Source organism: Oceanobacillus sp. FSL K6-2867, assembly GCF_037963145.1.
In the GTDB taxonomy this organism is placed as follows: Bacteria; Bacillota; Bacilli; order Bacillales; family Amphibacillaceae; genus Oceanobacillus.
Genome location: NZ_CP150144.1, coordinates 1,032,480 through 1,047,011, shown reverse-complemented (window position 1 = coordinate 1,047,011; position 14,532 = coordinate 1,032,480). Strand labels below are relative to the sequence as shown.

16 protein-coding genes and 1 riboswitch are annotated in these 14,532 nt (G+C 36.0%); of the genes, 12 read left to right on the top strand and 4 right to left on the bottom strand.

The genetic code is table 11. The annotated features are described in order from the left end of the window. Positions 1–120: 120 nt before the first annotated feature. The 3 genes from NSQ77_RS05050 (at position 121) to NSQ77_RS05040 (ending at position 3,060) form a co-directional block, all read left to right on the top strand. Positions 121–1,074, top strand: a complete 954-nt coding sequence (locus NSQ77_RS05050) for an oxidoreductase (protein WP_339229252.1) — start codon at positions 121–123, stop codon at positions 1,072–1,074. Continuing rightward, positions 1,055–1,909 carry a hypothetical protein gene (locus NSQ77_RS05045; RefSeq protein WP_339229250.1) on the top strand — a complete coding sequence of 285 codons (855 nt, stop codon included), beginning with the start codon at positions 1,055–1,057 and terminating at the stop codon, positions 1,907–1,909. Before NSQ77_RS05050 ends, NSQ77_RS05045 begins: the two co-directional genes overlap by 20 nt. A gap of 380 nt (positions 1,910–2,289) precedes the next feature. Continuing rightward, the gene (locus tag NSQ77_RS05040) at positions 2,290–3,060 is read left to right on the top strand and encodes an SDR family NAD(P)-dependent oxidoreductase (protein WP_339229248.1); all 771 of its coding nucleotides are present in this window, start codon (positions 2,290–2,292) and stop codon (positions 3,058–3,060) included. A gap of 77 nt (positions 3,061–3,137) precedes the next feature. On the opposite strand, the gene NSQ77_RS05035 is transcribed toward NSQ77_RS05040, so the two are convergent. Continuing rightward, positions 3,138–4,175, bottom strand: a complete 1,038-nt coding sequence (locus NSQ77_RS05035) for a YheC/YheD family protein (protein WP_339229246.1) — start codon at positions 4,173–4,175, stop codon at positions 3,138–3,140. Between the two features lie 456 nt (positions 4,176–4,631). Between NSQ77_RS05035 and NSQ77_RS05030 the strand changes: the two genes are divergently transcribed. Beyond that, positions 4,632–4,844: a DUF2187 family protein gene (locus NSQ77_RS05030; RefSeq protein WP_339229244.1), complete on the top strand. Its 213-nt coding sequence runs from the start codon at positions 4,632–4,634 to the stop codon at positions 4,842–4,844. Positions 4,845–4,898: 54 nt separating this feature from the next. Here the strand turns inward: NSQ77_RS05030 and NSQ77_RS05025 are convergent, their stop codons facing one another. After that, positions 4,899–5,813 carry a LysR family transcriptional regulator gene (locus tag NSQ77_RS05025; RefSeq protein ID WP_339229242.1) on the bottom strand — a complete coding sequence of 305 codons (915 nt, stop codon included), beginning with the start codon at positions 5,811–5,813 and terminating at the stop codon, positions 4,899–4,901. A 115-nt stretch (positions 5,814–5,928) separates the two neighbouring features. On the opposite strand from NSQ77_RS05025, the gene NSQ77_RS05020 reads away from it, so the two are divergent. Next, positions 5,929–7,119: a coenzyme F420-0:L-glutamate ligase gene (locus NSQ77_RS05020; protein WP_339229240.1), complete on the top strand. Its 1,191-nt coding sequence runs from the start codon at positions 5,929–5,931 to the stop codon at positions 7,117–7,119. Positions 7,120–7,278: 159 nt separating this feature from the next. Next, positions 7,279–7,620 carry a zinc ribbon domain-containing protein YjdM gene (locus tag NSQ77_RS05015; RefSeq protein ID WP_339229238.1) on the top strand — a complete coding sequence of 114 codons (342 nt, stop codon included), beginning with the start codon at positions 7,279–7,281 and terminating at the stop codon, positions 7,618–7,620. A gap of 80 nt (positions 7,621–7,700) precedes the next feature. Here the strand turns inward: NSQ77_RS05015 and NSQ77_RS05010 are convergent, their stop codons facing one another. Beyond that, positions 7,701–8,684: a bile acid:sodium symporter family protein gene (locus NSQ77_RS05010; protein ID WP_339229236.1), complete on the bottom strand. Its 984-nt coding sequence runs from the start codon at positions 8,682–8,684 to the stop codon at positions 7,701–7,703. 198 nt (positions 8,685–8,882) lie between these two features. Next, positions 8,883–8,929, top strand: a riboswitch (PreQ1 riboswitch). A 99-nt stretch (positions 8,930–9,028) separates the two neighbouring features. On the opposite strand from NSQ77_RS05010, the gene queF reads away from it, so the two are divergent. Beyond that, entirely contained in the window at positions 9,029–9,517 is a 489-nt protein-coding gene (queF, locus tag NSQ77_RS05005; protein ID WP_339229235.1) for a preQ(1) synthase, read from the top strand. Positions 9,518–9,715: 198 nt separating this feature from the next. Here queF and NSQ77_RS05000 read toward each other — a convergent pair whose 3' ends face one another. Further along, positions 9,716–10,000, bottom strand: coding sequence for a hypothetical protein (locus NSQ77_RS05000; RefSeq protein WP_339229233.1), 285 nt, complete (start codon positions 9,998–10,000; stop codon positions 9,716–9,718). A 230-nt stretch (positions 10,001–10,230) separates the two neighbouring features. Here NSQ77_RS05000 and NSQ77_RS04995 point away from each other — a divergent pair, with 230 nt between their 5' ends. The 5 genes from NSQ77_RS04995 to NSQ77_RS04975 all read left to right on the top strand — a co-directional run bounded on the left by NSQ77_RS04995 (position 10,231) and on the right by NSQ77_RS04975 (position 14,444). Next, the gene (locus tag NSQ77_RS04995) at positions 10,231–10,641 is read left to right on the top strand and encodes a MarR family transcriptional regulator (protein ID WP_339229232.1); all 411 of its coding nucleotides are present in this window, start codon (positions 10,231–10,233) and stop codon (positions 10,639–10,641) included. 17 nt (positions 10,642–10,658) lie between these two features. Next, positions 10,659–11,879: an MFS transporter gene (locus tag NSQ77_RS04990; RefSeq protein WP_339229231.1), complete on the top strand. Its 1,221-nt coding sequence runs from the start codon at positions 10,659–10,661 to the stop codon at positions 11,877–11,879. Between the two features lie 302 nt (positions 11,880–12,181). Then, positions 12,182–12,556 carry a hypothetical protein gene (locus NSQ77_RS04985; protein WP_339229229.1) on the top strand — a complete coding sequence of 125 codons (375 nt, stop codon included), beginning with the start codon at positions 12,182–12,184 and terminating at the stop codon, positions 12,554–12,556. Positions 12,557–13,476: 920 nt separating this feature from the next. Continuing rightward, positions 13,477–14,022, top strand: coding sequence for a DUF4269 domain-containing protein (locus NSQ77_RS04980; protein ID WP_339229228.1), 546 nt, complete (start codon positions 13,477–13,479; stop codon positions 14,020–14,022). Continuing rightward, complete coding sequence (locus tag NSQ77_RS04975) at positions 14,007–14,444, top strand: GNAT family N-acetyltransferase (RefSeq protein ID WP_339229226.1); 438 nt, start codon at positions 14,007–14,009, stop codon at positions 14,442–14,444. Before NSQ77_RS04980 ends, NSQ77_RS04975 begins: the two co-directional genes overlap by 16 nt. Positions 14,445–14,532 lie beyond the last annotated feature (88 nt).

The window sequence follows — 14,532 nt, the reverse complement described above, 5'->3', positions numbered from 1 at the left end:
ATTGTAGATTCAGAAAAACATTCTATTAAAATAGCAGAACTAATCAAGGAAATATTCCTTATTTTTCAATTATACAGCTATAGAATTTATCAAAAGGCCAATTATAAAAGGAGTGAACACGTGAAACGTTATCTATTATTTGGTGCAGGTGTGGTGGTGATTGCTCTTGTCATAATGGCAGTAATCTATCACCAAAGCTCTAATCAAGTCACGCTCCCACAATCTGCACTGTTAAATAACTCGCAGGGAAACAGTCAGGAAGAATTAGAACAAGCTCAACCAGAACCAATACAACCAGTTAACCTAGATGAAGCAGTTGCGTATTCTTTACAAAATGATCAACTTAACATTAGCTTTAATAATGGAGAGGATTGGGTTGAGGTTCCAGTTGAAAAGGACCAGCTATTTGCTGGTGAATACAATGGAAACAAGCAAGCGCTAATTGACAATAGCTATGTTATGACGGAAGAGCGAGTAGGTTTTCTATATTCGGAAGGAACCGATTGGGATGCACAGCAAATCGTTTTTCTTTATTCTGTCGATCAGGGTGAAACATGGGAGAAGTCCATTATTTCCGAAAGATTTACGGTAATGCGTTTTAGAAAGGTAGACTTTTTAAACGATCGTTTTGGATATGCGATTTTCTCTGGTGGTCGAACGATGTCTCAAGAATCATCCGTAGTTTTTCTAACACATGACGGTGGAAAGAGTTGGGAAGAAACAACCAATACAGAAGTGACAACACTTATTTCGGATGGTAACTTTGTGGATGAAACTACAGGTTTTCTGTCCTATGGAACGATTAATCCGGTAGAACCGATGCTTTATGTTACCCAAGACGGGGGAAATACGTGGAATCAAGCATCTATACAGATGCCTAAGGAATATCATGGGGTTTTTGTAATTGCAGAAACTCCAGTAAAAGAGGAAGAGCAGCTGAAGATGTTGATAAATCAAGGGCCAAATGGTGATTATGCAGGCGGTCTTGTCAAGGGGGAATTTATCTCAACGGATAACGGTCAAACATGGGATTTTTCAAAGGAGGTTCCGCCAGATGAAGCAGAACACGAGTAAATGGAAAAAAATCATTGGATGGGTGCTGTTTCTCGTAGCAATTGGCTTTTTCTGTATGCAAATAGGCTACCTTGTCCTCCGCGCAAGATTTCAAGTAGAATATGTTGATAATCGGTTATTTTACATCATAAATATCGTTTGTTTAATTTGTCTAACGGCAGCGATTTTACTGCTTCTTCAATCAAGCAGGAAATTTATCATAATCGTCTCCAGCATTTCGGCATTGCTTATTATTGGACATGTTGCTCTGCTGATTAGCAGCAACAATGAGATTAAAAATATCACCAGCATATCGCCTGATTGGAAGCATGTTCTCTCCATTAAAGAAAATGTGGAAAGTGGTGAAGCTGTATATTATCGATCCTATTATGGAATTCTTGCTCGCCCGAAGGAAGTTTTGCCAGATGAGCCAATGGGTGAATATCAAGTTGAGTGGTTAGCGGATGATGTGGGAGCAGTTACGTATAAAGCAGCAAATAATAAAACACAGCAGTTCATTGCTACTTATGGAGATCGCGGAAGCGGCATTTCCTATTATTACGTTGGTGCACAAACACATGGCAACTGGAAAAGCGATAATGTCGAGCTGGTTAGCGGTCCTGAGGGAATTATGATTACCGAAAACGGAAAAACAGAAATGTTTCCATGGGATGATATTCAACAGTTTGGTACACTGGCAATCATTTTAAAAAAGAATGATGAAGCTGCCTGGACAATCGCATTACATGAGAATTTCCAAGTTGATACCGGAGCGGTAGAAGCAAACGAAGGAAATATTCTTTTATACAAAGCAACCATGGAGAAAACGGAGCCAATTGTTTTATCCAGACACTAATTCGATAAAGCTTCTTCTTCATATAATCAATGAAAGGGAAAAGCAGATTTTATATGCTGCTTTTCCTTTTCTTTATGTAATACGGGTGAACAGCTAAAGGAATGTAAAGTGCTGAATGGTTGGTTTTCAAATCGTTTCTGCATCTTCCATCAATCGACGAAAACAGCAAAAGTGTCTATTAAATATACATATCCTAATTTTTTAATGATTGTAAAGCATATACAGAATAGTAGAATTAAATTATAGACAAATTATTTATGGATTTGTCTATAAAGGAATTTTTTAATTGATGCTGGACAATCATAGTATATAAATTGTTCAAACAGCCATAACTAGCAGATAATGCTCTGCTAGTTAAATTAAATGTTGGGGGTATTAAAATGACATTTCCAGTACTAGAAGGAAAAGTAGCGCTTGTAACAGGGGCAGCAATGGGAATGGGGCTTGCCACAGCAAAGCTTTTTGCAGATGCAAAAGCAAAAGTAGTGATTGCAGATTTTAATGAAGAAAAAGGAAAAGCTGCAGTTTCAGAAATCGAAGCGAATGGCGGGACTGCATACTTTGTAAAAGTTGATATTTCAAAATCAGATCAAGTACTGAGCATGGTTGCGCAAACAGTAGAGAAGTATGGACGTCTTGACGTTGCTGTTAATAATGCTGCACTAACACCAGATAATGCACCTGCTGCAGAATTTGATGAAGCATATTGGGATAAATTAATTTCTATCGATCTTACTGGAACAGCATTATGTATGAAATATGAATTACAACAAATGATTAAGCAAGGGAACGGCGGGAGCATCGTCAATATATCTTCTGTAAGTGGATTCCGTCCGCAGCCAAATAATATTGCTTACGTTGCTGCAAAACATGGTGTCGTTGGCATGACCAAGGTTGCTGCACTTGAAAATGGTGATAAAAATATTCGTGTTAACTCTGTAGCGCCAGGAGCAATTGATACGCCTATGCTAAGAGGTGCATTAGAGGAAACAGGTCAAACTGAAGCAGAATTTGCACCACAGCTTAGTCTGTTAAATAGATTCGGTCAGCCGGAAGAAATTGCACAAGCAAGCCTATGGTTAGCTTCTGATCAGTCGTCTTATGTGACTGGAACCGTTATTCATGCAGATGCTGGCTACACAAGCCGCTAATTAATAACATGGCCCTCGTACCTAGCCAAAGGTATGAGGGCCATGTTTACTAATCGATAAATTTGTAAAGGGGCTACTTAAGAATACTGTATCTCCTTAACCTGTTGAATAGGTTTACTGGAGATTTCATTTAAAATGTAATGGTAATAATCAGCTTTTATACTTGCAATTTCTCCTGTACCAAACTCTACTCCAGGAGCAGAGTTTACTTCAAACAAGTAAAGCTCTCCATGTTTATCAATACCAAGGTCAATTCCCATCGAGGTAGCCTGTTTTGATAAATACTCAATTTTATATGGCAGTGTCTTTCCTACCTGTTTGATGGAATCTCGAATTTCTTTCCAGTTATCTTCATAGTTTGCTTTTAAGAAAGGTGTTAACGAACTGACACTGCCACCTTGCGCAACATTCGAAACAACCTTTTGATTTGTTCCGACTCTAATGAGGTAAATAGGAACACTCCACTCGCCAATTCCATTCTTTTCGAGTCGAATTCGGCAATCAAAAGGATCGCCAGTTTTTGATTTCGATTCGATATATTTTTGAAACAGATATCGTTTTGAATTCATTCTATTCTCAAAGAATACCTTTAATTCTGGTAAGGATACAAGCTTTTCCTGATTCTCGTAGGTTATTAGATAGCCGTCTTTTTCCATAGAGATAAGAAATATCCCCTCACCCTTTTGCCCATTTTTAGGTTTTGCGATAATTTCTTTGTGTTCATTTAAGAAACTATAAAATGCTTCGAAATGATGAACAGACTGAGAAGGGATGAGTAAATGTTTGAATTCCCCATCTCTTTCGAGCATAGTATATACTTTTTCCTTTGAACCAAATCTGCCGTAGCTTGATAGCAAGCTTCTTTCCTTTAAAAACTTGATTTCTTTTTTATATTTATAACAATAGCTGCTCAAATCAATAAATGGAGGGATTGAAACATTCTTAGGCACCCACTTGTTATTCCTGAGAATTTTACCATGAATAATTTCTTTATCTGTATTGATATCTGTTGGATGACAATAAATTAAGTCAATACCATAATATTTAGCAGCTTTTGATAGTAGTCTTGCGTATTTTGACGGTTTTCTGCGATTGCGCATAAAACAAATTTGCAATGTTACACACTTCCTCTCTCATAAAGGAATTTCAGTTCAGTTTGGTAGGAATGATACTTATATACTACCCTTTTTTGAAGCAGATACAAACAGCTATAAGCTAACAATGTGATGATAATTATTGCAATTTAATGATATATATTTCGACGTTTTAACAAAATGAACAGGGAAAGAAAGTCAAAGAAACAAATGGAAAACCGAACTGAATAAAATAAAATATTTCCTCAAATGAGATAATTTTAGTGGGATAAGAAAGTTCATTAACTTGACAGATATAATAGAACATGATAAACGTGTAGAGAACAAACTTTAATGAAAGATTATATATAGGATATTGCAATTTGGAAATAGTCTAATCACAAAGAATGAAGAAAGCTGCGAAATATTGTAAGATTAGGTTAAATGTAAAAATAAGGCAATGAAATGTTTAGTTATGGTTTTGAAGGAGGAAGCGACATGGCGGAAGAAAATAAAACAGAAAAGCCAGCAGCGAAGAAAATTAATGAAGGGGATAAAATCCAAATTGTGAAAGGGGAACAAAAAGGGAAAACAGGTGAAGTTTTAATGGTTCGTGAAAACTCTGTAATTGTTAAAATTGGTGATCACAAGGGTACCGGGGAACCAATTAAAACAGTTGTGAATCATAAAAACTATAAACGAATGAAATAAGTATTTAAAAAAAGTGGATCATCATACAGTGATCCACTTTTATTGTATGCTCGGTTATAGGGATAAAAGCGGTCTCTTGCCAATTGATTTATTTTGGATGATTTTTACAAATCTTGTAGAAGCAGGGGATAGAGGAACACTTTTTAAGAAACAGATTCCGATACTTCTATTTGGTATCTCTTCTTCTAAATTTACTTCATACAATAAGCCGTCATTCAAATAACTTTGGGAAAACTCTCTTGTCACACAGGCAATTCCCAAGTTTATTTTGGCAAATTCCAATAGTAAATTATAGGATCCTAATTCCATTTCCGGAGCGATTGTAATTCCTTTTGATTTCAAGTAATTTTCTACATATCTTCTCGAATTGGACTTGGTTTCCAGAAATATTAAAGGTAGTTTTACTAATTCTTCGTAGCTCAATGGCTTGGATAAAATATATTTGAATTTTTCCCCACAGACAAAGATATCATGGGTATCCATGCAAGGGATTTGTTCTAATGTAGAATCATCCAGCGGGAAATTACATAGGATAATGTCTACTTCTCCTGACTTTAATGCTGAACAAAGCTCTAAGGTCGTTCCATTAACAATATTAAATTTAATTTTAGGATACTTATGATGAAAGTCTTCTAAATATGGAAGCAAGAAATGCTGGGAAATCGTATCTCCCACTCCTATCTTCAGCTCTCCAGTCGTTAAATTTTTAAATTCTAATATTTTTTCTTCCCCAACATCAATTAAATTAATTGCGGAATTTGCATATTCGAATAAGAGCTCGCCCTCATGTGTCAACGTTACGCCTTTGGGTGTTCGTTTGAAAAGCCGGGTATCCAAATCCCTTTCTAATTGCATGATAGCCTGACTAACTGCTGGCTGCGTCATATAAAGACTTTCTGCAGCTTTTGAAAAACTATTCATTTTTCCGACCTTGCAAAATACCTTGTATAAATCTAATTTGCTCGCCATATAAGTGCCCCTTATATCAGATATTAGTGATATTCATTTTACTTATACCATTAAATGCGTGTATATTACAAGTAAAGAGATACATAATGAAATTAACATTGAAGGAGCGATTCGATTGGAAAGAGTAGTTGGAACTGTAGTTAGAGGTCTTCGTTGCCCGATTATCAATCAAGGTGATCAAATAGAGGAAATCGTCGTAGATAGTGTATTACATGCTGCTGAAATGGAAAATTTTCAAATTGCAGATAAAGATATTGTTGCTTTAACAGAATCAATTGTTGCGCGTGCACAAGGAAACTACGCTGCAATTGAAGCCATAGCGAAGGATGTCCAAACGAAATTTGGAGATGATACAATTGGTGTTATCTTCCCAATCTTGAGCAGAAATCGCTTTGCAAACATTCTTCGTGGAATTGCAAAAGGTGCGAAAAAAATTGTACTCATGCTTAGCTATCCATCAGATGAGGTTGGGAATCACTTAGTGAGTATCGATATGCTTGATGAAAAAGGAGTTAATCCTTGGACGGATGTTTTAACAGAAAAGCAATTTCGTGATTACTTTGGATATTTAAAGCATACATTTACGGGTGTAGATTATATTGAGTATTATAAATCACTGATTGAGGAATTTGGGGTTGAATGTGAGGTTATCTTCTCGAATAATCCAAAGTCCATTCTAGATTATACAAAGAGCGTGCTTGTTTGTGATATTCATACAAGATTTAGAACGAAAAGAATTTTGGAAGCAAATGGTGGCGAGAAGGTTTATAGCCTCGATAATATCTTGGCAGAGCCAATTGATGGCAGCGGATATAATGAGGAATATGGACTATTGGGTTCAAACAAATCAACAGAAGATAAGGTAAAGCTGTTCCCGCGTGATTGTCAGCCGACAGTGGACCGTATTCAAAGCATGTTGCAAGAGAAAACAGGAAAAAATGTTGAAGTAATGATTTATGGGGATGGAGCATTTAAAGATCCTGTAGGAAAGATCTGGGAGCTTGCAGATCCAGTTGTGTCTCCTGCATATACAGCTGGACTTGATGGAACACCGAATGAAGTAAAATTAAAATATCTTGCAGATAATAATTTTGCTGATTTAAAAGGCGAAGAATTACAGCAAGCAATCTCCAAATTTATTAATGAAAAAGATGACGATCTTGTGGGAGCAATGGAAGCACAAGGAACAACCCCGAGAAAGCTTACGGACTTAATTGGTTCTTTGGCTGACTTGACTTCAGGAAGTGGAGACAAAGGTACGCCGATTGTCTTTATCCAAGGGTATTTTGATAATTATACAAAATAAAGTATTTAATATAAGCAATGCCAGTTATCTTCTGGTATTGCTTATTTTAGTTTGAACAGTAGGTTCATGGAACTTTCATGATGCAATTTGGAGAAAGTTGTTAAAGGAAGGCGTATATGGCATGATAAGAGCATATATGGTAGATGGGGGAATAATAAGATGAATGAAGTACCAAATTGTCCAAGGTGCGAATCGGAATATACATATGAAGATGGAAATCTATTTGTATGTCCAGAGTGTGCGCATGAATGGACTTTAGAATCAGGCAAAGAAAACAATGAAGATGAGCAAGTGATTCGAGATGCAAATGGGAATGTCTTAAAAGACGGCGATACAATCACAGTAATTAAAGACTTGAAAATAAAAGGGAGCTCATCTGTTGTGAAGGTTGGAACGAAAGTAAAGAGTATTCGCTTAGTTGATGGAGATCATGATATCGACTGTAAAATTGACGGTTTTGGAGCGATGAAATTGAAATCTGAATTTGTTAAAAAGGTTTAGGTGAAATTAGAACCTCATCATATTAATGAAAAAGGACTTAGCCCATATAAGTAGTAATGAGCTAAGTCTTTTCCATACTTCTAAACTGTCTTTTTCATCTCTACTACTTCTTTAGCCTGTAATTTATCTTGCTTCAATGGTTTTCTTGACCAGAACGTCGCAAGAATCGATCCGTTAATAACGTGTGTTACAACCGCTACTGCGCCAGGCAATGCAGTTAGTGGCATAGTTGGAAAATGTGTATTAGCAAGTGAGACTCCAAGACCGGCATTTTGAATGCCTACTTCAAATGAAATAGTGCGTCTTGTATCAGCGTCAAGCCTTAATAGTGTCGCAATGATATAGCCGAGAAATAATCCGGAAATATTATGCAGAATCACCGTAATAAAGACAAGAATACCTGCTGAGGCAATATTCTCAGTATTTCCGGAAACTACTGCTGCCACGACACCTGATACTGCAACAACTGAAATAAATGGCAAGGCTTGGACGCTTTTTTCAACTGCCACAGGAAAAAAATTCTGAATGATGATTCCGAGAATAATTGGAATGATAATGACCTGAATAATCGACCAAAACATTTGGAATGGGTTCACGGGCATCCAATGTCCTGCAAGTAAATATAAAATTGCCGGTGTCATAATCGGCGCAAGCATTGTAGAAATGGATGTCATTGCAACAGACAAAGGTACATTCCCTTTAGCAAGGTAGACCATTACGTTTGATGCAGTGCCGCCTGGTACACATCCGACAAGAATAATTCCTGCTGCCAATTCTGGTGGCAGATCCAATAGCTTGGCAATAGTAAACGCAATTAGCGGCATGACTGTATATTGCAGCACGACACCAGCAATAACTGGTTTAGGTTTAGTCAAAGCAATTTTGAAATCAACTGGTTTCAATGTTAATCCCATTCCAAACATAACGATACCCAAAAGAATACTGATGTAGGAATTGAGCCAAGAAAACTGGTTTGGTAAATTAAAAGCGATGATTGCAATAATAATTGTGATTAAAGCAAAATTCTTGTTTGCAAAGTTGCTGATAAAGTTGATTGCTTTCATATTGTACCGATTCCCCTTTTGTATAATGAATTTTTAAAAAACAGAAATTCTACATATTATAACGCTTATTAACAGAAAAATCTATAGAAATAGAAAATTAACCTTAAAACATTGGTGGATTACTTTAAACTTTCAGCTTTGCTGTTTTGAACAAATTGACATATACAAATTTCCTCTATATAATAAGCTCGTAAATATGTGAAAGAGGTTCTTAGCTTATACCCTCTATAAAAAACTAAGGGAAATGATGCGATTAAAGCCGTGTGCCTTAGGGTGCACGGCTTTTTTGTAGTGGTCTTCATAGTAGATAATTTATCAAAAACAAATAAGTGGAGGTAATTAACATGAAAGAACAAGATTTATCAGGTCTTACTTTATTAGGGAATCAAGGAACGGCCTATGTATATGAATATAACCCAGAAGTGCTTGAGGCATTTGAAAATAATCATCAAGATCGGGATTATTTTGTAAAAATGAATTTTCCAGAGTTTACAACGTTATGCCCGATGACGGGACAACCCGATTTTGCAACGCTTTATATCAGCTACATACCTGATGTGAAAATGGTAGAGAGTAAATCTCTCAAACTATATTTATTCAGCTATCGCAACCATGGCGGCTTTCATGAGGATAGTGTAAATGTTATTATGAACGATTTAATTAAGCTGATGGATCCAAAATATATTGAAGTATGGGGGAAGTTCACGCCGCGTGGTGGTATTTCCATTGATCCATATTGCAACTACGGAAAGCCTGGTACGAAATATGAACAAATGGCAGAACACCGTATGCTGAATCATGATATGTATCCAGAAAAGGTTGATAATCGCTAAAATAAATTTGGCTGAATTGTGACGCAAAAAATATTTAAACATACCAATTGAATAGTTACTTGTAGAAATGTTAAAGCCTATTTTGAGTTAGTAATTAAAATAAAGGAATCGTCAAATGTAAAAAATGACGATTCCTTTATTCTTTTTAATTATGATTGTCGCATACTTGGCTTCATCTCAATCTTCAAGAGGTTCTCATTAAAGGTTTCTATTTTCTTGACGTTCTACCTTTTGCAGCTGCTGTCTTAAATTATGCAGCAATTCCTGAGTCTGCTGAAATTGTGGATTCTGCAGTACTTGCTCTCCATATTGGTTCTGCGCTTGCTGCAATACATCCTCAGCCTGCTGCAGCTGTTCAGTAGCTTGTAAGTATTGCTGGTGATCCACGCTCGCATGATCTTTTGCTGATTGGATTGATTCCATGGACTGCTGAACAAGCTGCGTAGCTTGTTGAATCTGATTGTGCGGGTTTTGTTGAACCATATAAAAGCCTCCATTCATTCGTGTAAAAGTACATAAATTTTGGTTAAACCACTATTGTTATAATCCCAAAGAAAGGTTGCATTATGTATAAAAAGTTAATAAAAAAAGGTATCCATATAAATGAACTCTTTAAGGGAAAGATTATCTAATTAATATTTCCATCTTCCCTAGACTTTTAAGCTTAAATAGTATATAGTTACTTAGGTAACTTTTTAATGGGGGTGTTTAAATTGTCGCAGCAATTTTTTCAATTAAACATGCAATTTACAAGGGCTTTCAGGAAGAAATTAAATGAGCAGTTAGTTGAAGTTGGCTTATATTATTCCCAATGGAGTATTGTCTATTATTTAAAACAGTCTGGTTCGGCTACGCTTGTAGAGATAACAAATTATCTTGATGTAGAGAAGCCAACAATATCTCGAACCGTGAAGCGATTGGAGGAACAACTATTAATTGAACGGTTGCCGAGTGAGGATAAACGAGAGCGGAAGATGCAATTGACCAAAAAAGGCTTGGAAATGTACGAAAAGGCTTATGATGTTGTCAATAAATTTGAACACTCCTTATTAGAAGAAATACCCGAAACAGAAATGGAATCTGCATTTCGAACAATTCAGCAACTTAGAGATAAACTTAAATAAGGAGAGTATGTATAAGAATGAGTAACAAACCTAAATTATGGACGAAGGACTTTATTATGGTGGCGACGTCCAATTTTTTGCTTTTTATATCGTTTTACATGTTAATCGTCACATTAGCCATCTATGCTGTAGATGAATTCGATGCTTCTCAAAGTCAGGCAGGGCTTGCATCGAGTATTTTTGTGCTTGGCGCGGTGCTTGTCCGGCCGGTAGCGGGAAGAATTATTGATAAGGTAGGCAAAAAAAATCTATTGCTCGTTGGCCTTGCATTATTTTTAGTATTTATGCTGTTTTATTTCCCGGTAAATAATTTAGCTGCTTTATTAGTTATTCGGTTTATTCATGGATTTGCTTTTGGAATTAGCACGACAGCTACGAGTACAATTGCAGCGGACATTATCCCAATTGTAAGACGTGGCGAAGGAATGGGATACTTTGCAACAAGTACAAATTTGGCTATGGCAATTGGCCCATTCCTGGGACTATATATTAGTCAGCATTTTAATAATCCTATGATATTTATTGCTACTACCGTTTTCGCAGCTGTTGCATTGATTGCAACGGTTTTCTTGCGTGTTCCAAAAGTAGATGCAGTAAAAGATTCTTTTATCGGAAAAGGGAAAGGATTTCATTTTAGTGACTACTTTGAGAAAACCACAATTCCAATCGCTATCCTTGTAGCTGTTGTTGGATTTGTTTACTCTAGTATTTTATCCTTTTTCTCTGCATATGCAGCGGAAATCAACTTGGTAGATGCAGCGAGCTTCTTCTTTATTATGTATGCTATCTTTCTGGTAGCCTCTAGACCCTTCACAGGCCGATTTTTTGATGCAAAGGGAGAGAATAGCGTAGTTTATCCATCTCTTTTACTATTTGCGGTGGGATTAGTTATTCTCAGTCAGGCTAGTGTTGGAATTAGTCTGCTTATAGCTGGTGCCGTAATTGGTGTTGGCTTTGGGACTTTCCAATCCAGCGCTCAGACGATTGCTGTTAATAAGGCATCAAGACATCGTATTGGTCTTGCAACATCTACTTTCTTTGTATTTTTCGATTTTGGTATCGGAGTTGGACCATTCCTGTTAGGATTTGTCTTACCTTTTATTGGATTTAGAGGATTATATATAGCAATGGCTGCCATTGTGATTTTAAGCATTTGGATTTACTATATTGTTCATGGAAAAAAAGCAGCAGAACAAAGACGGATTACAATGGACAGTACGGAAACTAAAATATCTTAATGGGGGGAGAGGGAACTTTCCGCCTTTTTCTTTATTTTTACAGTGGATTTGTAATATTCTATCAACCTATTTTAAAACGTGGAGCTGATAACATTTTTATCTAGAATACAGGGTCTTTTCTATAGACCCCTTAAACACAAAACATTATCTGAATTGTCTTGCTTTAGTACCATTTAAAATAAGCGAAAGGTTTTTTATTGATTAATTATTTAGAAATTTTACTTTAGTATGTTATTCTTCCATTAAGTCGCGACTTACTATAAAATTTGGAGGTTGTTAATATCTTAAAAAAAATACTTATTATGGGAGTAGTAGCATCGTTTTTAGTCTCTGCGTTCGCTTTTAATGTCTCAGCAGCAGTTAGTCGGGTAATTGGAGTGACACCTTACGAAGCTCAAGAAATTGGTCTAAGCTTTGAAACTAGTGAAAGCGTAACGAGAAGTGAGCTAGTTAATTTCCTTCATGAAGTAGAATATGCAGAATCCTCTGAAGATGCATTAGACAATGTACGCTTTGGCGTTGCTGCTGGAATAGTGACATATCCACTTTCCAATTTTGGAATTAGCATTGGAGCAAGTGGGGCTTCAGGGTTGCTATCTAGTTTTATAATTAGCAATGACCTTGGATCAAGAGGTATTCAAACTGTATTAAATAGTTCTACGGCAGATAACTTTTAAATAAGTATTGAATATGAAAGAGGTAATAGGGGACAAGATTATTGGTATGAGGCATCAGATATAAGTGTAGTTCCCAACTGAGGATAACCCTAGAACAAGTTAATTTAATAGAAAATATACTCAAAAGACCGTTGAGAAAATCTCAACGGTCTTCATTATTCATATAAAAGTTTACTAGCTCTTTTTATTATTAAATATAAATAACTCATATACAAAAATGTTAAAGACAACAAGTACACCTAGCGTTATAAAGCTACTAGTTTTGGGTAAATCAAAAATAAATACTACAAGGATCAAGAGAATTAGAACTGGAATTGCTTGCAAATAATTTTTTTTTCGTTTACTCATTTAGGTCGACCCCTTTGTCATTCATAGATACTATCGTAAATAGCAATCTATTTGATATTGATAAAGTCAAAGTTCCTATGAATAAATACTATATTACAGCAAGTCGATATAATCAAAAAATTGAACATCAATCGAAGGTGGAGTCTCCTTCTAAATCTTTAATTTAGTGGGGGTTAATCTTCAGGTAATACGGAAGTAATTTAATGACTAAACATTAAATGAACAGAATGGAAAAGACCTATGACTCTGAGTCGCAGATAAGATGTAATGATAACAACCAATTTACTGTGGTAAAACTATTTGAAGGTCCATCAAGGAATGGCGAGGAATATTATACTTTCCTCACTGATTCCAAAAGATGCAAAATGCCTGGAAGGTATTTTATTGATAATCATTATAACATAATGGTAAGCCAGATGCTTTAATAGGGAACGTGCAGTTTGATAAGGAGGAAGCCAAGAGAGCGGTTTTCTCTGCCCTATTCTTTGTTTACAAAGTAGAGTTGTAGTATTCTTTCTAAGAAGATATTTTACAAATAATTCATTTTTTCTGTAGGAGGCTAGGACTTAGATATGTTTCATACAATATCCTATTTAAAACAGGGGAATAGCAGGCAACATCAAGCGTATAAGGCAATAAAACAATTAAATATTATGAAAGATTTAATGGATTATACACCAATACTTTGTGGAACGATTCCAATTGGAATTGATGTGGAAGATTCGGACTTGGATATTATTTTGAAAGTGAATGATTTTAACCATTTTAAAACAAGTGTCATAAGATTGTATGGGGAACATGAAGCATTTACGATAAAGCAAATTCGGATACGAGATACTCCTGTAATCAAGACTAATTTTCATTATGGCGGATTTGAATTTGAATTATTTGGTCAGGCAAAGCCAGTTCATGAACAGTATGCTTACCTACATATGACTATCGAATATCATCTCTTGAAAGAAGTGCCAAAGCTCCGGGAAAAAGTGATTCATCTTAAACGTCAAGGAATGAAAACAGAACCAGCCTTTTGTGAGATTCTAGGTATTAAAGGAGACCCTTATGAACGTCTGATTGAAATAGGGATAGAAAAGGGGATAATCGAATGGAAAACGTTGTGATAAAAGAACTGCAAACAAAGGAAGAGATAGTAGAAGCATATCCAGTTATGCGGGAGCTTCGCACACATCTCAGTGAACAATCTTATCTTGATTTGGTCAAGGAAGCACGAGAAAAGGATAGCTATAGAATATTCGCATTGTATGATCAAGGCGAGATTGCAGCGGTTGTTGGATTCAAGCCAATGATAACACTCTATTATGGCAGATTTGTTTGGGTTTGTGATTTAGTTACAAGTCAGAGGAAGCGTTCTAAAGGGTATGGTGAAAAGCTGCTTTCTTATGTGCATGAATGGGCTAAATCAAATAAATATGAATGTGTTGCACTGTCTTCAGGACTCCAAAGAAGTGATGCACATCGTTTCTATGAGAGTACGATGAATTATAATAAGGTGAGTTATGTGTTTAAAATGGATTTAGAGTAAGCGTATTACTGTATGTACATTAAATAATCGGAACAGTTTGATAGTGTTACGTTACTTTTCCTGGCCTGATGTAAGAGGACGAGGGTGC